This window comes from Amycolatopsis sp. EV170708-02-1, from assembly GCF_022479115.1.
In the GTDB taxonomy this organism is placed as follows: Bacteria; Actinomycetota; Actinomycetes; order Mycobacteriales; family Pseudonocardiaceae; genus Amycolatopsis.
Genome location: NZ_CP092497.1, coordinates 666,302 through 687,713, shown reverse-complemented (window position 1 = coordinate 687,713; position 21,412 = coordinate 666,302). Strand labels below are relative to the sequence as shown.

The following is a 21,412-nucleotide window of genomic DNA, read 5'->3' as shown; positions in this document are numbered from 1 at the left end:
ACCGGCAAGGGCGGCCCGCGATACTGTGCGCCATGGCTCGGATCGTTCTGGTGCACGGCATCGCCCAGGAACAGAAGTCCGCGGACACTCTCGAGGCGGAATGGCTGCCGAGTCTGGCGGGCGGCGTCCGGCTCGCCGGTGACGCCGCGCTGGCCGACACCCTGTGGCGCGACGCCCGGCCCGGAGACGCGCGGATGGCCTTCTACGGCGACCTTTTCCTCAAGGACGGCCAGCAGGGCGGCGCGGACGAACTCACCGAGGACGAGTGGGGGCTGGCCGAGGCGCTGGCGGCGGAATGGCTCCGGAACGCGGCTTCTTCGGCGTCCCGCGAGGCCGACCGGAACCGGGCCAAGGCCGAATTGGACCTGCTCGGTGGCCCGGCGGGGGAGACCCAAGGCGTCCGCGCGGCCGCCCGCCCGGTGCTGAACGCGCTGGTGCGGCTGAAGCCGTTCGCGAGGCTCGGGGTGGCGTTCGCCGAACGCGTGGTGGTCAAGGCACTCAAACAGGTGACGCTGTACCTCACCGACGAGACGATCCGGGAACGCGTGCAGGACCGCGTCGCCGAGCACATCGGACCGGAGACCGAGGCGATCATCGGGCATTCCCTCGGCTCGGTCGTCGCGTACGAAGCCGCCCATCGGCACGGCCGCCCGCTGCCGCTGCTGCTCACCCTCGGCTCGCCGCTGGGCCTGCGCACGGTGGTCTACGAACGGACCCGCCCGCAGCCGCCGTCCGTCCCGCCCGGCGTCGCGAGCTGGGTGAACCTGGCCGACCGGGACGATCTCGTCGCGGCCCGGCCCGACCTCAGCGGGCTGTTCCCCGGCGCCGACGGAGTCCTGGACAGCGGCTACACGGTCGACAACGGGGCGAAGCCGCACGAGGCGGCGTTCTACCTCGCCAAACGACGGACCGGTGAGGTGCTCTCGCGGTCGTTAACCTCCGGCGGGCAGGCGTAACGCGACGGTTTCCGCGGCGACGACGGAGGGAAACAGTCGCCCTCGAAGCTCACCGGTGAGGTGATCTTCGAGGGAAAGAGGAAGCCATGCGGGTATCGGCGGAGGTCGGCACATGGCTCGCGCGGCGCAGCAGCCGCGCGGGTGACTGGTGGGCGGCGGAGCTGGTCGCCGCCAAACGCGGGACGCGGGTTTCGGTGGTGATCCCGGCCCGCGACGAGGCGGAGACGGTGGGGGCGATCGTCGGCACCATCCGGCGCGAACTCGTCGAACGCTTTCCCCTGGTGGACGAGATCCTGGTGGTGGACAGCCATTCCACGGACGCGACGGCCGAGGTCGCCGCGGCGGCCGGGGCGGACGTCGTCGCGCAGGACGCGGTGTTCCCGGCGCTGGGAAGCCTTGCGGGCAAGGGAGAAGCGCTCTGGAAGGGGGTCGCCGAAACCAGCGGGGACCTCGTCGTCTTCGTCGACGGCGATCTCCGCGACTTCACCGCGGACTACGTGACCGGACTGCTCGGGCCGCTGCTGACCGACCCGGGGGTCGCCTACGTCAAAGGGTTCTACCACCGTCCGCTCGCCGGGGCGGCGGGCGTCGAACCCGACGGCGGTGGCCGGGTCACCGAACTCGTCGCCCGTCCGCTGCTCAACATGTACTGGCCGGAGCTGGCCGGTTTCGTCCAGCCGCTCGCCGGTGAGTACGCGGGACGGCGTGAAGTGCTCGAAGGCATCCCGTTCGTCACGCATTACGGTGTCGAGGTCGGCCACCTGATCGACCTGCTCGAACTGCACGGGCTCGACGCGCTCGCGCAGGTCGACCTCGGCCACCGCGCCCACCGGCATCAGGGCACCCAGGCACTCGGCCGGATGGCCGCGCAGATCATGCTGACCCTGATGGACCGGCTGGAACGCGGCGGCCGGGTGATCTCCGCGGCCCCGCCGTCGACGTCGCTCGCCCAGTTCCGGCGCGGCGCGGGGGAGGCCGTGGAGCGGGAACTCGTGCTCACCGACGTGGGCCTCACTCAGCGGCCGCCGCTGGAAAGCCTCCCGCCGGAGATCCGCCCGGAGAACTCACCCGCTTTGCGCAGGAGCGCTTAGCGCCTCCTTGGGCTGCCAGCCCGGCGGGCCGAACACGTACCCGAGTTTGTCCCGCCACGAGCCGGCCGCGCGGACGTCGCGCAGGATCGAGCCGTACTCGTGGAAGCCCACCTTGAGCAGGTTGTAGGACTCGACGTTCTTGGTCAGCCCGTAGGTCGGGCGTTTGCCCTCCGGCACGAAACTGCCGAACATCCGGTCCCAGATGATCAGGATCCCGCCGTAGTTCGCGTCCAGGTACTCCTGGTCGCTGCCGTGGTGCACACGATGGTGTGACGGCGTGTTGAACACGTACTCGAACCAGCGCGGCAGCTTCCGGATCTTCTCGGTGTGCACGAAGAACTGGTACACGAGGTCGATCGACAGGCCGGTGAGGATCATCCACGGCGGGATGCCCGCCAGTGCGAGGATCGACCAGAACGGCAGCTGGAAGTACGGCGTCCACTTCTGCCGTAACGCCGTCGAGAAGTTGTAGTGCTCGCTCGAATGGTGCACCTGGTGGCCCGCCCACATGAGCCGGACGCGGTGGCTCGCCCGGTGGTAGGCGTAGAAGACGATCTCCTGGCCCAGCAGCATCAGGACCCAGGTCCACCAGTCGTGCGGGCTGAACTTCACCGGCGCGAGCTCGTAGAGCGCGGCGAACACGAACAGCATGGCTATGCGGAAGACACCGTTGATCACCACCGCCACCGCGCCCATGGACATGCTGGTGCGGGTGTCCTTGACGCTGTAGCCGATGACGTTGTCGTCGTGCCCCAGCACGTGCAGCGCGAGGATCTCGATCGCGACGAACAGCAGGAACACCGGTGTCGCCATCAGCACCGGGTCACTCAGATGGGCAAGAAAATCCGCCACCGCACCTCTCCCTGTCTCGCCCCCGGTTATCTGACCATCAGGTAACTTACCCTAGGGTCATTTACCTCAGGGTAAGATAACCGCCGTGACAGAAGCAAGGGCCGTCGGCACGAAGGGGGTGCCCCGCGAAGAGCGGGAGACCCAGATCGTGCGCGCCGGGACGGAGGAGTTCGGCAAGAACGGGTACGCCGGGGCGTCGATGGTGGAGATCGCCCGCCGGGTCGGCGTCACGAAACCTTTGCTGTACCAGTACTTCGGCTCGAAGGACGGGCTGTACCTCGCCTGCCTGCACCGGGCGGGGGACAGGCTGACCGAAGGGGTCGCCGAGACGATGGCGGCCGACGGCGAGCCGCCGGAACGGATGCCGCTCGCGGTGCTCTCGGCCATCTTCGAGACGTTCGACAAGGACCGGTACGCCTGGAAGCTGCTTCGCGACCCGACGGTGCCCTCGACCGGTGAGATCGCCGGCGTCGCGGTCGGCTACCGCTACCGGCTCGACGGGTTCGCGCTGGTCGGCGCCGCCCAGCTGATGCACTCGCGGGGGCTGGACGACGATCGCGACATCGAGGCGATCGCCCAGGTGTGGACCGGCGTCGTCGACTCCCTGATCAGCTGGTGGATCGACCAGCCGGATCAGGACGCCGCGGCGATGACCGAGCGGTGCTCGCGGATCATGCGGAACCTGTTCGGCTGGTGAGGGAGGCGGCCGCGGCTTCGCAGTCGGCGAAGGCGAGCGGCGGGCGACCGGCCAGCGGGAACCAGGCGTACGCGGAATTCTCTTCCGACAGCACGATTTCCGCGTCCGGCGGTAGTTCGCAGGTGAAGGCGAGGCCGATCGTCTTCAGGCCTGTTTCGCCGTAGACCGACGGATAAGTCCCGGTGAAGCTGAGGTTCCGGAGTTCGCAGCCGATCTCTTCCAGCCCTTCGCGGACGAGGTTCTCCTCGGCGGTTTCGGTGCCGGAGAGGAAACCGCCGACGGTGTCCCAGCCGCCCTTGCGGGGCTCGTGTGCCCGGCGCAGCAACAGGATCCGGTCGCCGTCGAGGATGAGACCGACCGTGGTCGGCAGCGGGTTGTCGTATTTGGTGAAGCCGCAGGCGGGGCAGCGGACATGGGTGTCCTCGCCGTCGCCGTCGAGTCTCGTCCGGTCTCCGCAGCGCGGGCAGAACGTCCAGTCCTTCACCCACCGAAGCCTACTGGCCCCACGAAAACGCCACCCCGCCGGGAAATCCCGGACGGGGTGGCGTTCCTCCAGTCACACTGGATACGGTCGGGGTGCCCGGCGCCGCTCCGGACACCCCGGCCGTGCTCAGGACGCGGCGCTGGATTTGCCGCGCAGCTTGACGTTGGCCGTCGAAGCGTTCTTGATGGCCGTTTCGATCTGCGCCATCGTCGAGGACGAGGACAAGCCCGGCACCGTCGCCGACTTCAGCGCGTAGAGCGTGAAGGTGTAGGGATGGCTGGAGCCGCCGGGGCAGGGGCCGAAGTACTTCTGCGAGTTCGCCCCGCTGCCCATGGCCTTCTGCTTGGCCCCGTTCTGGTTCGGGACGGTGAAGCCGGAGCCCAGCCCTTCCGGCAGTGACGCCGCCGACACCGGGATGTCCCAGATCGCCCAGTGCAGTTTGTTGCCGTTGTTGGCCACGTCGGCGAAGACGATCGCGTATCCCTTGGCGCCGGTGGTGCCGGCGCTCCACGCCAGCGGCGGCGAGGTGTCCTGCCCCGCGGTGCCGTCACCGGCGCAGGTGAACTTGTCCGGGATGGTCGCGTTGTCGGCGAACGCGGAGCTGGTCAGCTTGAACGCTCCCGGCTGCGAGGTGCCGGGGAACTTCAGCCGGACCACCACGTTGTCGATCCCGCTCGGCGTGCCGCCGTTCTTGTCCGCGTTGGTCGAGGTGACCCACAGCCCGCCGTCCGGCGTCTTGGTGACCGAGCGGAGCCTGCCCCAGCGGCCGGAGAACAGCGACTGCACCGAGCCGACGCCGTTGCCCGCCGCGTTGATCTGCGTCGCGAAGAGCTGCTCGCTGGTGACCGCCGCGACATAGATCCAGTCGTTGACGATCTCGATCCCGCTCGGCCCGCCGGAACTGGTCGGCCAGGTCTTCTTCGGCGCGATCGTGCCGGCGCAGCTGCCGGTGGTCCCTTCGCACTGGGACCAGCCGAAGTTGCCGCCCTTCTGGATCAGGTTGAGCTCGTCCTGGGTGCCGTCGCCGAATTCCGACGACCACAACTGGCCGCGGGAGTCCCACGCCAGGCCCTGTGGGTTGCGGTGCCCGTAGCTCCAGACGTACCGGGCGTTGCCGCCGGTGGAGAAGAACGGGTTGTCGCTCGGTGCCGAGCCGTCGGGGTTGAGCCGCAGGATCTTCCCGTTGAGCGAACTCTTGTTCTGCGCCGTCGCCTTGTTCTGCCCGTCGCCGACGGTGGCGTAGAGCTTGCCGTCCGGGCCGAACCGCACCCTTCCGCCGTTGTGGTAACGGTTCTTGGCGATCCCGGTGAGCACCGGGGTCGACGTCGAGGACAGCTTTCCGTTCTCGTAGGTCATCTTCACGATCCGGTTGTCCCCGGATGCCGTGTGGTACAGGTAGATCGCGTGATCGGTGGCGTAGTCCGGCGAGATCGCGATGCCGAGCAGGCCGCCCTCGCCGTTGGTGCCGACCGCGCCGGGGACCTTGCCGAGCGCGGTCTTCTCGCCCGACGGCGTGATCCGCAGGATCTCGAAGCGGTCCCGTTCGGTCGCCAGCGCCGTGCCGTCCGGCAGGAAGTCGACGGACCAGGCGAGGTCCACCTTCGTGATGTCCTTGTCGTACTCGGGAATCCCGCCGCCCGCGGCGCCGCTCGTCTTCGCGGTCAGCGCGTTGCTCGCGGCGGAAGCGTTGCCGTCGAGGTCACGCGCCTTCACCGTGAACGTGTACGAAGTGTTCGCCGTCAGCCCGGTGACCGTGGCTTCGAGCGACGGCGTCGTCGCGACCTTCGTGGTGCCCTGGTACACGTCGTAACCGGCGATGGTGCCGCTGTTGTCCGTGGAGGCGTTCCACGCCAAGGAAACACTGTTCGCGGTCACCGACGTCGAGCGCAGGTTGCCCGGCACCGTCGGCGGGGTGGTGTCCCCGCTGGGCGGCGTCGTGAACTGGACGACATTGCTTTGCTGAGAAGGATTCCCGGCCGCGTCGAAGGCGCCTACGGAGATGTCGTAGGCCGTGTTCGGCTGCAGGTCGTCGACGGTCGTGGTGAGCGTGGTCCCGTCGACGGTCTTGAGGACGTTGCCGCCGCGCATCACGTCGTAGCGGACCACGCCGACGTTGTCGGTCGCGGCCTCCCAGGTGAAGGTGGCGCTGCGGGCCTTGATGTCCTTGGCGGCCAGGTTCTTCGGCGGTGTCGGCGCCTCGGCGTCGGTCACGCCGCTCGCGGTGAGCTTGTCCGCGTTGGGCCCGCCGTTCGCGGTCGTCGCGGTGGTGCGGATCTTGTTGGCCCCGGCGGCCAGCGCGACGTCCTTGGTGACGGTCTTCCAGGTGGTCCACGCGCCGGTGCCGGGGAACGACAGCGTCCCGGCCGCGGTGCCGTTGACGCTGAGGGACACCGGCCTGTCGATCGTGGTTCCGTTGGCGTAGCGGAAGGTCAGTGTCTGGGTTCCGGCCTGTGCGGCGTTCACCGTGTACTCGACATAGCTGCCCACGACGTTGTCGAAGTTCACGAACCCCGTGCCGGAATAGCCCGCGTGGTTCTTTTCGACGGCGCCTTGGGAGATCGTCGCGGCTTCGGATTCGTGATCGGTCGGTGCCGCGCCGGCGGGTGGGGCCGGCAGGACGGCGAACGTCATCGCCGTCGCGGCGGCACACGTGAGCAGCGCGCGCCACGGTGGTCGGGGTGCCACTGGAGCCTCCATGCGGGAAGTTCGGGGGTCGGGAGGTACAACGGCGGACCGGGCGGGGCCCGGCGGGGAGGTGGAGTTTTAGTTAGGAAACTTTCCTATCTATGGTTCAGATCACACACCAGTGGGTGCTTCGTGTCAATACTTGACCAACATCAACACGGAGGGTCACGCCCCTGAAAGCGTTTAGTCCTCTGGATGCGGTCCTTGCGTGTGCAAGTACCGCATCCAGAGGACTAAACGCGAGAAGTGGGGGAGCGTCAGCCGGCGATGTCCGCCCGGGCGATCACCTTCGTGATCCGCGCGCGTACCAAGGACTCCTCCGGGACAGCGTTGCGCTTGCCGTAGGCCTCGGCCTTGTCCTCACCCATGTACCGGCCACCGAGCCTGGTCGCCCATTCGAGCATTTCGTCGAGGTCGCTGTGCAACACGGCTTCGGCGGTGAACTGCACATACGAGTAAGGAGGCTTCTGGTCGTCGACGGCGAGCGAGAGCCGCGGGTCTCGCCGCAGCGCCTTCCCCTTGAGGGTGTCCGTGCCGGTGGTGAAGATCAGTTCGTCACCGTCCGGCCCCTCGTTCAGCAGGAACCACACCGGCGTCACGATCGGTGCCCCGTTCGCCCGTACCAGCCCCAGCATGCCCGTCCGCGTGCCCGCGCTCGCGAACTCCCACCATTCGTCCCTGCTCATTTCACGCATGGACCAGACGCTACCGCCGCCCCGAGGGCCGGGCACCCAGGTCACCCGTGCGGGGTGGAGGGGACGGCGACTAGCCTGGCCTGCTGTGCGAGACGACGAGCTGACCGGGATGGGGCTGGCCGACGAGGGGCTGACGCGCCGCCTCAAGGCGCTGGCCTGCACAGCGCCCTTGCACGACCTCGACGCGCGCAAGTCGAAGCTGGACTGGGCGGACGCCACGATCTACCAGATGGCCGAGATCGCCCTGCACACGATCGACCAGGTCACCGTGTCGATGGACTTCGACACCGGCGCCGACCACGATCAGGTCATCGCGCGGCTGCTGCCGTTCGTCGCGCTCCAGGCACCCGGCCGGACGCCCGACGAGCACGCCAAGGTGGCCCGGTGGGTGCTCGACAACCTGATCAACGTCGGCACCACCGATCGCGGGTTCCGCCGCGTCTACGGTTCCATCGGCCCCGGCGGCGGCTACCAGCGCCGCCAGTTCGACTTCAAGCTGCTCGTCGAGCTGGCCGCGCCCGACGGCGAGGTCTACCTGCGCGCCACCGACGAGGCGATCAACGTGCTCGTCGGCGCGCTGGACACCGACGTCGAGTCCGCGCAGATCGCGGCCGAGGTCAAACTGGAGAACCTGATCAACCGCGGCCGCCTCGCCGACGCGAAACTCGCCGCCGAACAGGCCCGCTACCGGACGGTCCAGTACGGCGAGACGTTGCGCGCCAAACTCGACGCCACCCGCCGTGACGTGCGCGCGGTCGACTGGGAGCGCGAGGTCCCGGATCTGCTGGATCAGGCGCTGTCCCATATCGAGTCCCGGTTCCGCGCCGAGAACGCGATCCTCAAGAACATCACCGCGTCACGGGACGAGACCGAAGACCCCGACCGCAAACGCCGCGCCGCCGAACTGGTCGACATCGTCGGCGATTGCATCCGCCGTCACACCCGGCTCCAGTCCCGGCTCGCCGACGCGGGAGCGGTGTTCCGCGCCGAACAGGACCGCCAGCAGTTCTCCGGGCCGCCGCAGCGCGCCACGATCGATCTGTTCGGCCAGCTCCTGATGCCGACGCTGCGCCTGCCGATCGCCGAGGCCGTCGCGCCCGCCGAGTCGTTCTTCCACGCCGGTGCCGGGATCTCCCCGCCGACCGTGCCGTCGCTGTCGTCGCTGGTGTCGCTGCTGCTGCGGCCCGCTCCCGAACGCGACCAGCTCGTCGGCGAGATCCCCGAGCCCGAGCTGATGCCCGCCGACGTCACCGACAGGTTCGGCGACGAGCAGTGGCGCCTCGCCGACGACCTGCTCGACCTCCCGGAGGTGCCGCGACGGCTGTCCGGGCTGCTCGAAGAGGCGCGCCGGATCGATCCGGGGCTGCCCGCCCTGGTCGCACTGCGGGCGGTGCACGCCTACAGTCCCGAGGTCGGCGCGGCGCTCCGGCAGGGGGAGCGCCAGGTGCTGCTGGCCGTCGACGACGGCACGCTGCTCGAAGACCCCGAGTTCGGTGGCGCGGATCTGTTGCTCTCGTCGGCCGCGGTCGATCGCCACGAAGAAGAGGAGGAGGTCGCGTGACGACCACAGGGGACGTCGAATCCGCGGCCCGGCTCGTCTCGTTCGGCATGCGCCCGAAACAGCTGCCGTCGCGGGACGTCGTGTACGGCGACCTGGTCCGGCGCTACGGCGAGGACAGGGCGTTCAAGCAGCTCACGCACGCGGTCGCGGCCGGGCTCGGGCTGATGGTGCTGGAGGTCAACCTCCAGGCCGGTGCCGTGCTGGCGGCGACCGACGAGTCCGTCTTCGAGATCAAGATGGACAGCTACGCGCGGCAGAGCAAGATCCGCGAACGCCGGGAGACCGAGAAGGTCCTGCACGGGCTCGTCCACCTCGCCACCGCCGCGCTCGGCTACCCGCGACCGGACGATCTCGCGAACGACACCTACATCGGCCGCGTCAGCGTCGAGCAGGTGGACGCGATGGTGCGCGAGGCCTGCCGGATCCTCGACGAGCGCGCGGCGGAGGCCGAAGCGAACAACGACCCGCTGGCCGACGCGCCCGAACTCGAACAGGCCTGGCGGGCCTACGCGCGGCGTCCGGCGGCCGCCGCGACCAAGGACGGCAGGCTGTCGTCGGACACCACACGCGGCATGGTCGCGCGGGCGCTGCGCTTCCTCGCCGATCAAGGCTTTCTCGTCCAGGTCAGCGGAGAACAGGGCGGGACCTACCGGACGACACCGCGCTATCAGGTGCAGGTGCGGGAACTCGCCGCCGACGCGGCCTTCGACGATCTGCTGGAGCTGAACGTGGTATCCGTCGCCAACGGCGGCGGGACTTTGCGCGCGGCCGCGTCGGACACGCTTTAGAGGGGAATCGATGTACGAGCTTTCGCGGGTTCGCCTGCACTCGGTGGGTCCGGCGGGCGCGCGCTACCAGGACGTCGTGCTGGACTTCAGCGGCGTCGGCGCCGCCATCACCGCGCCCAAACAAGACGCGTTGTTCAGCGCCGGGATCCATCTGGCGGGGGAGGGGCCGCCGCGGCGCCCGTCGCCCGCGAGCGTGCTGTTCCTGGAGAACGGCGGCGGCAAATCCGTCCTGATCAAGCTGATCTTCTCGGTGATGCTGCCCGGCCGCCGCCAGGTCGTCGGCACGACGAACACCAAGGTGCTGGAGAAATTCGTCGCCGCCAAGGACGTTTCGCACGTCGTGCTGGAGTGGCTGCAGGTCGAGACCGGCCACCGGGTGATCACCGGCAAGGTGTCGGAATGGCGCGGGCACGTGGTGTCGGCCGACTCGGAGAACCTCGTCGATTCCTGGTACTGCTTCCGGCCGACGCCCTCGCTCGATCTGGACTCGCTGCCGCTGACCTCGGACGGCAGGCTGCTGACGATGTCCGGCTTCCACGACCAGCTCGACAAGGTGCACGGCGACGAGCCGGAACTGGAGCTGTTCTGGACCCGGCGGCACCACGAATGGACGTCCCGGCTCGACGGTCTCGGCCTCGACACCGAGCTTTTCCGCTACCAGCGCGCGATGAACGCCGGTGAGGGCGAGGCGGCCGACGCCTTCGCCTTCAGCACCGACGAGGCGTTCGTCGAGTTCCTGTTGCGCGCGGTGCTTTCGGAGGAGGAGCCGAAGGACCTCGCCGAGGTCGTCGCGACCTACGCGCACAACCTCGCCCAGCGCGGGGACCTGTTGTCGGAGCGGGACTTCGTCGCGGGCGCGCTCGACCTGCTCACGCCGTTGGCGGAGGAGGAAGGCGTCGCCGCCGCGTCACGGAAGCTCGCCGACGCCGCCCGCGCCGAGATGCGGACGCTGGCCGGGCAGGTCGCCGCCCGCGACAAGCTGGAGAACGAGCGGCTGAGCGGGCTCGAACAGCACGTCGACGAGGTGAAGTCCGCGGAGAAACTGGCCGAGGGCGACCACCGCCGGCTCACCGCCGGGGTCACCGAACTCCGCCGTCTGGTCGGGAAACTGCGGCTCGAAGAGGCGCAGGAGAGCAAGAAGCGGATCGACGGCGAACTGGCCGAGGCCAAGACCGCCGCCGAGGCCTGGCGTGAATGCGCCACCGTGCTCAACCATCTCAACGCCGCCCGCAAGGCCCGCGATTTCCGGGAACTGGTGGGGAATCGCGAGCAGAAGGCGCAGCCCGCGCTGCAGGCGCGCAACGCCGCCGCGGGCGCGCTCGCCAGGGGACTGCTGGGGCTGGCCAAGAACGCCACCGAGCAGGCGGCGAAGGCCGAAGCCCATGTCGGCGCCTTGCGGGCCGAGGCGGAGAAGGCACAGGCGGAACGCGACGAGTCGGCGAATCTCGCGGCCTCGCGCCGGGCGGAGGCTCGCGGGCTGGGCGCGCGGATCGCCGAAATCCGTGAGGAGATCGCGGAAACCGTCCGGTCCGGCGCGCTCAAGGCCGGGGCGGACGTCGCCGAAGCGGCGCGCGCGGCCAGGGCCGAGGCCGAGACGACCGCCGCGGAGCTCGCCCGCCGTGAACAGGAACTCGAACGGGTCGCCGAGGATTTGCGTGCCGCGCAGGCCACGGTCAACGACGCGCACCGCCTCGCGGGGTCCACAAAGGACCGTCTGGAGCGCGCGGCCGACGAACTCGACCGCGCCAACCGGCGCACGGACGCGCTCGCCGTCGAACCCCGGCTGAGTGAACTCCTCGGCGTGGACGACGTCGCGCTGGAGACGGATCTCCCGGTGCTGCTGGAACGTCTGCGCGAGGCGGGTTCGGCCGCGGAGAAGGAACAGACGGCGTTGCGGATGGAGGAATCCGTCGACGAGCGCGCGCTGAACGCGCTCGGTTCGGGCGGCCTCCTGCCCGCCACCGAAGAGGTCCAAGCGGCACTGGACGCGTTGGAAGCCGCCGGGATGAACGCGTGGTCCGGCTGGCGCTACCTGTCTACTTTGGACAAGAAGCGGCGGGCGGCCGTGCTGGCCCGCGCACCCCAGCTGGTCTCGGGGATCCTGCTCAACGAACCGGAACAGGTCCGGCTCGCCGAGAAGGTCCTGGCGGAGCGGCGTCTGCTGCCCACCACGATCATCCCGGTCGCCACCACCGAGGCCACCACGACCGACCGCCTGCCCGGTGAGGCCGGGATCGAATTCCTCGTGCCGCCCAACCCGGCGATGTACGACGAGGAGGCCGCCGACGCCGAACGTGAGGCCATCGCGCTCCGGCACGCGGAACGCCAGCGCCGGCTGGAGGCACTCGCGACGTCGCTGGCCGACGACAGCGCGCTGTCGTGGAAGCTCAAGACCTGGCGCGAGGACTACCCGCCCGGCAGCATCGCGACGCTCGCCGAACAGCTCCAGAACGCGCGCACCGCGCACGAGACCGCTCGGACCGCGTTGGAGCAGGCCGAAAAGGAGTTCCAGCGGCTCGGGGAGAAGGCGGCCGGGCTGCGGGAACGGATCCCCGAGCTGCGCACCGCCTCGGCCGAGGCGGGGGAGCGCGTTCGCGGGCTGGAAGCACTCGCCACCCGTGCCGCGAAGATCCCGAGTGGACGGACGACGTCGAACGCGCGACCGAGAACGCCGAGCGGGCCGAGGCCACGGCGTCCGAAGCCGCGGTGAAGGCTTCCCGGCTGCGCGAGCAGGCGGGCGAGGAACAACGCACCGCCGACGGGCACCGGCGCACGGCGACGACCGCGAAGGCGGAACTGGCCGAGGTGCCGGGATCGAGCGACGTCACCGAGGACGATCCCGTGCCCGCCGAACCGGTGGACGCGTTGCGGCGTACTTTCGCGTCGGCTTCCGAGGCGTACGCGAAAGTGGAGGTCGGCAGTGATCTCCGTGCCGAACTCGAGCAGGCCGAGAGCGTCGAGGCGTCTGCGCGGGCGGCCCTCGAAGCGCTGGACGACGCCGTCCGCGAGCGGGCCTCGGCCCTGCTGGAGACACCGGACGGCTCCGACGCTTCGGCGCGGGCAGCGGCGCAGGCACGGGCGAACCGGGCCGTCGCGGTGCTTGAGGACGAACGCACCGAGATCGTCGGCCTCGTCGCGACCCGCAAGGCGGAACTGGGCCAGCTCCCCGAACAGCCCTCGGCACTCGCCCTCGACGCGAGGCCGAAGGACATCGAGCACGGCCTGGAGCTGATCGACGAAGCCGGTCTCGAAGTGTCCGCCGCCGCGCGGAAATGGGAGGAACTGCAGGAGCGCCGCGCCGCTGCCGAAGCGACGCTGGAGTCCGCGAAGACATCCGCGTCCGGCTTCGGTCTCCTGGCCGAATCGATGGCGCATCTGTTGTCCAAAGAGGACGAAGAAGCGCCGTTCGAGGGCGACGTCGAATCCGCGCGCACCAAGCACTCCCGGCTCAACACGGCGCTCACCGAGGCGCAGGACGCGGCCGACGCGGGTGACCGCCGGGTGCGGGCCGCGGCCGACCAGCTCGCGCAGTACGCCACGGACAAGCGGTTCGAAAAGCTCAGCACGCCGGTGCGGCAGCAGGTGATCTCGGTCCGCCGCGACCAGCTGCCCGCCCACGCCGGCGAATGGGCCGAGGCGTTGCGGCCCCGGTTGCGCACGCTCACCGACGATCTGGCGCAGATCGACCGGCACCGCGGCGGCATCATCACCCGGCTGCAGGGCATGGTCGACGGCGCGCTGCGTACTCTCCGTGCGGCACAACGGGTTTCGCGGCTGCCCGATGGTCTCGGCGACTGGTCCGGGCAGGAGTTCCTGCGGATCCGCTTCACCGAACTCGAAGAGAACGTGCTCGCCGAGAAGCTGGGCGAGGTCGTCGACGAGGCCGCGGTGGGGAAGACCTCCGACGGCCGTGACGTCAAACGGGACGGGCTTTCGCTCGTGCTGCGTGGCGTGCAGGCCGCCGCTCCCAAGGGTTTCCGGGTCGACATGCTGAAGCCGGACTCGGTACTGCGGACCGAACGGCAGCGCGTCTCCGAGATCCGGGACGTCTTCTCCGGCGGGCAGCAGCTGACCGCTGCGATCATCCTGTACTGCACCCTGGCGGCGCTGCGGGCGAACAACCGCGGCAAGGCCCGCAACCGGCATTCCGGCGTGCTGTTCCTCGACAACCCGATCGGCCGCGCGTCGGCGGGCTACCTGCTGGAACTGCAGCGCGCGGTCGCGGAGGCGCTGGGCGTCCAGCTGATCTACACCACCGGCCTGTTCGACGCCGGCGCGCTGAGCGAGTTCCCGTTGATCGTGCGGCTGCGCAACGACGCGGACCTGCGGGCGGGGCGCAAGTACCTGTCCGTCGACGCGACGATCCGGAACGCGACCGACGAACTCGGCGAGCCGGACGGTGTCGCGCGGCTTTCGGCGACACGGCTGTTCACCCGGCCGTCGGAGGAGCCTGAGCAGGAGGAAGAGACGGCCTGACGCGCAACGTGGCACACCGTGCCACGTTGCGCTACCCTCGACTTCATGAGCGTTCAGCACGAGATCTCCCAGCGTGATCTCCGGAACCGGTCCGGCGAGATCATGGACGCGGTCGAGCACGGCGAGACCTTCACCGTGACCCGTAGCGGCTCGCCCATCGCCCAACTGGTCCCGCTTTGTCGCCGTCACGCCGTTTCGCGGGACCAATTCGCCACCGGCTCGGCCAACGCTCCGCTCATCGACCCGGACAGGTTCCGTGCCGACCTCGATGACGCTTTCGAAGGGGAGGCGGAAGATCCCTATGGCCGCTGAGGTCCACGGCCTGCTCGACACGAACATCCTCATCCTCCGGAGGACGATCGACCACGCCCAGCTGCCGGACCTGATGTCGATCAGCACGATCACGCTCGCCGAACTGTCGGCGGGGCCGCACTACGCCACCGATCCGGCCGAGCGGGCCCGGCGTACGGATCTGCTGCAACGGGTGGAGTCCGAATTCGACCCGCTGCCCTTCGGTACCGAAGCGGCCAGGATCTTCGGCCGGGTGTCGGCGTCCGTGCTCGCGATGGGCAGGACACCCCGGCGCCGGGTGGCCGATCTGATGATCGCCAGCGTGGCCATCGCGCACCGGATGCCGCTCTACACGACGAATCCGCAGGATTTCGAAGGCCTGAAGGAACTTCTCGAGGTCGTTCCGGTCACCCGGCCGGGCGCCTGACCGGCCCACGACCTCACTGCTGACCAGGAGCGAAGGCTCCTTTCGCCGCATTAGACGCGGCGAAAGGAGCTTTCCGCCCACCAAGCCGACACACGTTCGCCCGGTGACCACCTCGGTTCCGCTCACCCGGCCGTCGTGAGGCGCTTCCGCGTCGAGGTCCGGTACTGCCCCGGCGCCTGGTCACGGGCCCGCCGGAAAGCCCGGCTGAACGCGTACACCGACGTGTAGCCGACCGAGCGCGCGATGGTGTCCACCGTGTCGTCGGTGTCGCGCAGCCGGACCGCGGCCAGGTCCATCCGCCACAGGGTCAGGTAGTCGCCGGGCGTCCGGCCGGTGGTTTCGCGGAAGCGGCGGGTCAACGTGCTGCGCGAGGTCGCCAGTTCCGCCGCGAGCAGGTCGGTCGTCCAGGATTTCGCCGGGTCTTCGTGGATCTTGGCCAGCGCCACGCCGATCAGCGGATCGCCCAGGATGCCGAGCCAGGTTCCCCGCGTCTCGGCCGGTTTCTCGGTCCGCCAAGCGCGGAGCAGCTGGACCAGGAGGATGTCGACGAGCCGGTTGAGGACGAACTCGGTGGCGATCTGCGGGCTCGCCAGTTCCCGCGACAGCAGCCGCACTGTGTCGTCCAGCCCGTCGCTGCCGCGGTTCGCGCGGATGTGCACCACTTCCGGCAGGGTGGCGAGCACCTGGGTGGACACCGCCGGGTCGTAGTCGTAGGACGCGCCGAGGACATGGGTCTCGACCTCCCCGGAGCCGAGGCGCAGCACACCGCCGCAGTCCCGCGCCTCCTCCGCCGCGGTGCACACATTGGGAATGATCGCGACGTCCGGGGCGCTGCGCAGGGTGTGTTCCGGCCCGTTCGGCAACAGGACGACGTCGCCGGGCATGAGCTGCCGCGGCGGGTGCCCGGCCAGTTCCAGCCAGGCCGTCCCGCAGGTGACGGCGTAGAAGGCGGCGCGGGGGAGGCCGTGCCACAGGATGCCCCACGGCCCGGACGCCTCGATGCGTGCCCCGGCGGCGCCCCGGACTCCGCCCACGGCGAGCACTTCGGCCAAGAGGTCCATGGCAGTGAGGGTAATGCGACAGATGGATATGTTCATGGCGGTTTCGAGCATCGATACGGTCACGCGGTGCGCCATACGATCGAGGTCATGACAGAAACGTTCGACTTCGACAAGATCAACCGAAGCGTGATCGCCGAGTTCCGTGAGAGGGGCGGCAAGGCGGGCGGCATGTTCGAGGGCTATCCGCTCGTCCTCGTCCACCACACCGGCGCGAAGTCCGGTACCGAGCGGATCGCGCCGCTCGTCCCGCTTCTCGAGGACGATCGGATCTACATCTTCGCGAGCAAGGGCGGCGCCGACGACAATCCGGCGTGGTTCCACAACCTCGTGGCCAACCCGGACACCAAGGTCGAGCTCGGCACCGAGACCTTTCCCGTCCGCGCACGCGTGCTCACCGGCGCCGAGCGCGACGAGGTCTACGCCAGGCAGTCGGCCGTCATGCCGCAATTCGCCGAGTACCAGAGCAAGACCAGCCGGGTCATCCCGGTGTTCGAGCTGGAGCGCGTCTAGCCCCTCGTGAGTGGTGAGGACGGTTCTAATGGACTCGTATTACCTACCCACAGGTGTGATTGGCGGTCGACGGGGGAAGATTCCGGCCGTTGAACGTCCGGAATCTTCCCCCGTCACCTCGTCTGCCACCGGTCACGCCTGGCGCGACCTTGATCAACGGAGGATCGGGGACGTTGAGTGCCCCGAACCTTCCGTTGATCAAGGTCCAAGACCGGGCGTCCCTGGCGACGATGGAGGATTTGGGACGTTCAACGTCCCAAATCCTCCATCGTCGCGCCCGGCAGTCGCGGAACCACCACTCACGAGCCCACGCGGATCCGGCGCTTTTGTCGGACCCCGGTGATAGAACCGATCCGTGACCCCCAAGATCGACACCGCGCAGCGCCGCGCCCGCCTCGCGACGCGTCATCGCCTCACCACGCCCGCCGAGTCGGTGCTCGCCGCCGCGGACGCGGTCGTCGCGCTGCACGCCACGGATCCGGCGTCGGTGCACCTGTCGGCGTGGGCGCGCATGAAGGGAGACGGCGTCGCCGAGCTGGAGAGCGCGCTCTACGAGGAGCGCACGCTGATCCGGATGCTCGGCATGCGCCGTACGGTCTTCGTCCTCGGGCACGAGAACGCGGCCCTCGTGCAGGCCGCGTGTTCCGCCGACATCGCCAAGAAGCAGCGCCGCCTGCTCGAACAGCATCTCGGCACGCAGGGCCATCCGGAGAACGTCCCCGAACCCGGGCGCTGGCTGGCCGAGGTCGAGGACGCGACAGAGCGCGCGCTGAAGGCCCGCGGTTCCGCCACGGCGCAGGAGCTTTCCCAGGACGAGCCGCGCCTGAAGCAGCAACTCCTGATGGCGAAGGGAAAGCCGTACGAGGCGATCGCCAACGTCACCAGCCGGGTCCTGTTCCAGCTCGCGGTCGACGGCCGCATCGTGCGCGGCCGCCCGCGCGGCAGCTGGATCAGCAGCCAGTACTACTGGGCGCCGATGGCGGGCTGGCTGCCGCAAGGCCTCGCCGAATGGGACGCCGACGCCGCCAGGGTCGAGCTCGCCCGCAGGTGGCTGTACGCCTACGGCCCCGCCCCGATCGCGGACCTCCGCTGGTGGACGGGCTGGACGATCGGCCAGACGAAGAAGGCGCTCGCGGAGATTCAACCGGTCGAGGTCGACCTCGACGGCGTTCCCGGCGTGGTGCTCGCCGACGATCTGGAGCCGGTCGCCGAGCCCGAGCCCTGGGTCGCCCTGCTCCCGTCCCTCGACCCGACGGCGATGGGGTGGATCGAGCGCGACTGGTATCTCGGCCCGCACAAGGCGCCGCTGTTCGACGGTACCGGCAACATCGGGCCCACCGTCTGGGCCGACGGCCGCATCGTCGGCGGCTGGGCGCAGCGGCCGGACGGCGAGGTCGTCCACCACCTCCTGGAAGACGTGGGCGCGGACGTCGAACGGGCCGTCGAGGCGGAGGCGAACCACCTGGCCGAGTGGTTCGGGGAGGTGCGAGTCACGCCACGGATGCGCACGCCGCTGGAGCGACGGCTAGCACAGCGAAGCTGAGAGTTTTCCCAAGACGTCCTGGTAGCGACGCACTTAATCGATTCTTGACCTGACCCACCGAGTGGTGGAAGTCTCGTCAGGGCAAAGAGGGCCGCCCGAGCACGCACGCTAGGGTTGCGCCCGAGTAAAGGACGTCTTACCGGGGCGATCCCGGACGAGTCTCAAGGGAGTGGCAGCAGTGACGGTTCGCGTAGGTGTCAACGGCTTCGGCCGCATCGGCCGCAACTTCTTCCGGGCCGTGCAGGCCGCCGGTCACGACATCGAGGTGGTCGCGTTCAACGACCTCGGCGACGTCGCCACCATGGCCCACCTGCTGAAGTACGACTCCATCCTCGGCCGCTTCCCGGGCGAGGTCAGCGTCAGCGACGAGGGCATCGTCGTCGACGGCAAGACGATCAAGGCCCTCGCCGAGCGCGACCCGGCCAACCTGCCCTGGGGCGACCTCGGCGTGGACGTCGTCGTCGAGTCGACCGGCTTCTTCACCAACGGCGACGCCGCCAAGGCGCACATCGCCGGTGGCGCCAAGAAGGTCATCATCTCCGCGCCCGCCAAGGGCGAGGACCTGACCGTGGTGCTGGGCGTCAACGACGACAAGTACGACGGTTCGCAGACCATCATCTCGAACGCGTCCTGCACCACCAACTGCCTCGGCCCGCTGGCCAAGGTCCTCAACGACGCCTTCGGCATCGAGCAGGGCCTGATGACCACGATCCACGCGTACACGCAGGACCAGAACCTGCAGGACGCGCCGCACAAGGACCTGCGCCGCGCCCGCGCCGCCGCGCTGTCGATGGTCCCGACCTCGACCGGTGCCGCCAAGGCCATCGGCCTGGTCCTGCCGGAGCTCAACGGCAAGCTCGACGGCTACGCGGTCCGCGTCCCGGTCCCGACCGGTTCGGCCACCGACCTCACCGTCACGCTGACCAAGAGCGCGACCCTCGACGAGATCAACGCCGCGTACAAGGCCGCCGCCGAGGGCCCCCTGGCCGGCATCCTGCGCTACAGCGACGACCCGATCGTCTCGGCCGACATCGTCACCGACCCGGCGTCCTGCATCTACGACGCGCCGCTGACCAAGGTCATCGGCAACCAGGTCAAGGTCGTCGGCTGGTACGACAACGAGTGGGGCTACTCCAACCGCCTCGCCGACCTCGTCAAGCTCGTCGGCACCAAGCTCTCCTGAGCCATGGCGCTGAAGAACCTCGAAGACCTGCTGGGCGAGGACGTCTCAGGCCGGTACGTACTCGTACGTTCCGACCTGAACGTCCCGCTCGACGGGGAGACCATCACCGACGACGGCCGTGTCCGCGCGGCCCTGCCGACCCTCAAGCGGCTCGCCGAGGCGGGCGCGAAGGTGGTCGTCACGGCGCACCTCGGCCGTCCCAAGGGCGAGCCGGACCCGAAGTTCTCGCTCGCGCCCGTCGCCGCGAAGCTCACCGAGCTGCTCGGCGTCGACGTCCCGCTGGCGGGTGACCTGGTCGGCGAGTCCGCCAAGGCGACCGTCGCCGGCCTGAACGACGGCCAGGTGGCCCTGCTGGAGAACGTGCGTTTCGACGCGCGCGAGACCAGCAAGGTCGAGGCCGAGCGTCAGGAGCTGGCCGCCGAGCTGGCCGCGCTCGTCCCGGGCGGCGCGTTCGTCTCCGACGGTTTCGGTGTCGTGCACCGCAAGCAGGCCTCGGTCTACGAGATCGCCCGTGCGCTTCCGGCGTACGCGGGCGGCCTCGTGCTGGCGGAGGTCGACGTCCTCAAAAAGCTCACCGAGGACCTCGCGCGGCCGTACGTCGTCGTCCTCGGCGGCGCGAAGGTGTCGGACAAGCTGGGCGTCATCGCCAACCTGCTGACCAAGGTCGACAGGCTCCTCATCGGCGGCGGCATGGCGTACACCTTCCTCAAGGCCCAGGGCCACGAGGTCGGGAACTCGCTGCTGCAGGAGGACCAGCTGGACCAGGTCCGCGGCTTCCTCGCCGAGGCGGAGAAGCGCGGCGTCGAGCTGATCCTGCCGGTGGACGTCCTCGCCGCGACGGGCTTCGCGGCCGACGCGGAGTTCGACGTCGTCGACGCGACGGCCATCCCGGCCGGCCGTATGGGCCTCGACATCGGCCCGAAGTCGCGTGAGCTGTTCGCGGGCAAGCTGGCCGACGCCGCGACCGTGTTCTGGAACGGCCCGATGGGCGTGTTCGAGTTCGAGTCCTTCGCCGGCGGCACCCGTGCCGTGGCCGAAGCGCTGGTCGAGAGCGACGCCTTCACCGTGGTCGGCGGTGGCGACTCCGCCGCGGCCGTGCGGCAGCTCGGCCTGCCGGAGGACGGCTTCTCGCACATCTCGACCGGCGGCGGCGCGTCGCTGGAGTACCTGGAGGGCAAGGAACTGCCCGGAGTCGCTGTGCTGGGAGAGAACGACTAGTGGCGCGCAAACCGCTCATCGCCGGCAACTGGAAGATGAACCAGAACCACCTCGAAGCCATCGCGCTGGTTCAGAAGATCGCCTTCGCCCTGCCGGAGAAGTACTACGCGAAGGTCGACGTCGCGGTCCTGCCGCCGTTCACCGACATCCGCAGCGTCCAGACGCTGACCGACGGCGACAAGCTGTCGCTCACCTACGGCGCCCAGGACCTGTCGCCGCACGACTCCGGTGCCTACACCGGTGACGTGTCGGGCCCGATGCTGGCGAAGCTGGGCTGCAGCTTCGTCACCGTCGGGCACTCGGAGCGGCGTGAGTACCACGGCGAATCCGACGAACTGGTGAACAAGAAGGTCAAGGCCGCGCTCAAGCACGGCATCACGCCGATCCTGTGCGTGGGGGAGAAGCTCGAGGTCCGCGAGGCCGGGGAGCACATCACCCACACCACGACCCAGCTGGTCGAGGGCCTCAAGGGGCTCAAGGCCGAGCAGGTCAAGGACGTCGTCGTCGCCTACGAGCCGGTCTGGGCGATCGGGACCGGCAAGGTCGCGACCCCGCAGGACGCCGAGGAGGTGTGCGGAGCCATCCGCGCCACCCTCGCGGAGAAGTACGGTGCCGAGGTCGCGTCCTCGGTCCGCGTGCTCTACGGCGGCTCGGCCAAGGCCAACAACATCAGTGACCTCGTCGCCTGCGAGAACATCGATGGTGCGCTCGTCGGTGGTGCCAGCCTGGATGGTGACGAGTTCACCAAACTCTGCGCACTCGCCGCGGGCGGGCCCCTGCCCTGATCGGGGCACCTACCGGGTAACCTGGGTATCCGGTCCGTCACACAGCAGTGGACGAGTCCAGGAGTACGGTGTGTTCTGGCGGTCAAGAGCCGCTGGTGGCACACCGTTT

At 69.4% G+C, this 21,412-nt stretch carries 17 protein-coding genes and 1 pseudogene; 13 read left to right on the top strand and 5 right to left on the bottom strand.

What is annotated here, in order from left to right:
• The first annotated feature begins 32 nt into the window (after positions 1–32).
• Together MJQ72_RS02885 and MJQ72_RS02880 are read left to right on the top strand one after the other, a co-directional pair.
• Positions 33–956 carry a hypothetical protein gene (locus MJQ72_RS02885; protein ID WP_240597420.1) on the top strand — a complete coding sequence of 308 codons (924 nt, stop codon included), beginning with the start codon at positions 33–35 and terminating at the stop codon, positions 954–956.
• Between the two features lie 86 nt (positions 957–1,042).
• Entirely contained in the window at positions 1,043–2,047 is a 1,005-nt protein-coding gene (locus MJQ72_RS02880) for a glucosyl-3-phosphoglycerate synthase (RefSeq protein WP_240597419.1), read from the top strand.
• On the opposite strand, the gene MJQ72_RS02875 is transcribed toward MJQ72_RS02880, so the two are convergent.
• Positions 2,021–2,899 carry a sterol desaturase family protein gene (locus MJQ72_RS02875; protein ID WP_240597418.1) on the bottom strand — a complete coding sequence of 293 codons (879 nt, stop codon included), beginning with the start codon at positions 2,897–2,899 and terminating at the stop codon, positions 2,021–2,023. The genes MJQ72_RS02880 and MJQ72_RS02875 overlap by 27 nt on opposite strands.
• 85 nt (positions 2,900–2,984) lie before the next feature.
• Here MJQ72_RS02875 and MJQ72_RS02870 point away from each other — a divergent pair, with 85 nt between their 5' ends.
• Positions 2,985–3,596 (top strand): TetR/AcrR family transcriptional regulator, encoded by a 612-nt coding sequence (locus MJQ72_RS02870; protein ID WP_240597417.1) that lies wholly within the window; start codon positions 2,985–2,987, stop codon positions 3,594–3,596.
• Here MJQ72_RS02870 and MJQ72_RS02865 read toward each other — a convergent pair.
• The 3 genes from MJQ72_RS02865 to MJQ72_RS02855 form a co-directional block, all read right to left on the bottom strand.
• A complete protein-coding gene (locus MJQ72_RS02865) occupies positions 3,571–4,080 on the bottom strand; it encodes an NUDIX domain-containing protein (protein ID WP_240597416.1) in 510 nt (169 codons plus the stop codon). The genes MJQ72_RS02870 and MJQ72_RS02865 overlap by 26 nt on opposite strands.
• 126 nt (positions 4,081–4,206) lie before the next feature.
• Positions 4,207–6,711 (bottom strand): PQQ-dependent sugar dehydrogenase, encoded by a 2,505-nt coding sequence (locus tag MJQ72_RS02860; RefSeq protein WP_240601236.1) that lies wholly within the window; start codon positions 6,709–6,711, stop codon positions 4,207–4,209.
• Between the two features lie 311 nt (positions 6,712–7,022).
• Entirely contained in the window at positions 7,023–7,460 is a 438-nt protein-coding gene (locus MJQ72_RS02855) for a PPOX class F420-dependent oxidoreductase (protein WP_240597415.1), read from the bottom strand.
• A gap of 109 nt (positions 7,461–7,569) precedes the next feature.
• Between MJQ72_RS02855 and MJQ72_RS02850 the strand changes: the two genes are divergently transcribed.
• The 5 genes and pseudogenes from MJQ72_RS02850 (at position 7,570) to MJQ72_RS02830 (ending at position 15,003) form a co-directional block, all read left to right on the top strand.
• On the top strand, positions 7,570–9,021 hold the full coding sequence (locus MJQ72_RS02850) for a hypothetical protein (RefSeq protein WP_240601235.1): 1,452 nt from the start codon (positions 7,570–7,572) through the stop codon (positions 9,019–9,021).
• Between the two features lie 47 nt (positions 9,022–9,068).
• Positions 9,069–9,809, top strand: a complete 741-nt coding sequence (locus MJQ72_RS02845) for a hypothetical protein (protein ID WP_051071906.1) — start codon at positions 9,069–9,071, stop codon at positions 9,807–9,809.
• Between the two features lie 10 nt (positions 9,810–9,819).
• Positions 9,820–14,285 (top strand): annotated as a pseudogene (locus MJQ72_RS02840) (hypothetical protein).
• Between the two features lie 45 nt (positions 14,286–14,330).
• Positions 14,331–14,597, top strand: coding sequence for a type II toxin-antitoxin system Phd/YefM family antitoxin (locus MJQ72_RS02835; protein ID WP_037320919.1), 267 nt, complete (start codon positions 14,331–14,333; stop codon positions 14,595–14,597).
• The gene (locus MJQ72_RS02830) at positions 14,587–15,003 is read left to right on the top strand and encodes a type II toxin-antitoxin system VapC family toxin (RefSeq protein WP_240597414.1); all 417 of its coding nucleotides are present in this window, start codon (positions 14,587–14,589) and stop codon (positions 15,001–15,003) included. The genes MJQ72_RS02835 and MJQ72_RS02830 overlap by 11 nt, the downstream gene beginning before the upstream one ends.
• 122 nt (positions 15,004–15,125) lie before the next feature.
• Here MJQ72_RS02830 and MJQ72_RS02825 read toward each other — a convergent pair whose 3' ends face one another.
• The gene (locus MJQ72_RS02825; RefSeq protein WP_240597413.1) at positions 15,126–16,064 is read right to left on the bottom strand and encodes an AraC family transcriptional regulator; all 939 of its coding nucleotides are present in this window, start codon (positions 16,062–16,064) and stop codon (positions 15,126–15,128) included.
• Between the two features lie 87 nt (positions 16,065–16,151).
• Between MJQ72_RS02825 and MJQ72_RS02820 the strand changes: the two genes are divergently transcribed.
• The 5 genes from MJQ72_RS02820 (at position 16,152) to tpiA (ending at position 21,303) form a co-directional block, all read left to right on the top strand.
• Positions 16,152–16,574, top strand: coding sequence for a nitroreductase family deazaflavin-dependent oxidoreductase (locus MJQ72_RS02820; RefSeq protein ID WP_240597412.1), 423 nt, complete (start codon positions 16,152–16,154; stop codon positions 16,572–16,574).
• 355 nt (positions 16,575–16,929) lie between these two features.
• Positions 16,930–18,117 (top strand): winged helix DNA-binding domain-containing protein, encoded by a 1,188-nt coding sequence (locus MJQ72_RS02815; RefSeq protein WP_240597411.1) that lies wholly within the window; start codon positions 16,930–16,932, stop codon positions 18,115–18,117.
• 178 nt (positions 18,118–18,295) lie between these two features.
• Positions 18,296–19,300, top strand: a complete 1,005-nt coding sequence (gene gap / locus MJQ72_RS02810) for a type I glyceraldehyde-3-phosphate dehydrogenase (RefSeq protein WP_240597410.1) — start codon at positions 18,296–18,298, stop codon at positions 19,298–19,300.
• Between the two features lie 9 nt (positions 19,301–19,309).
• Complete coding sequence (locus MJQ72_RS02805) at positions 19,310–20,518, top strand: phosphoglycerate kinase (RefSeq protein WP_315860897.1); 1,209 nt, start codon at positions 19,310–19,312, stop codon at positions 20,516–20,518.
• Positions 20,518–21,303: a triose-phosphate isomerase gene (gene tpiA / locus MJQ72_RS02800; protein WP_063273001.1), complete on the top strand. Its 786-nt coding sequence runs from the start codon at positions 20,518–20,520 to the stop codon at positions 21,301–21,303. The genes MJQ72_RS02805 and tpiA overlap by 1 nt, the downstream gene beginning before the upstream one ends.
• Positions 21,304–21,412 lie beyond the last annotated feature (109 nt).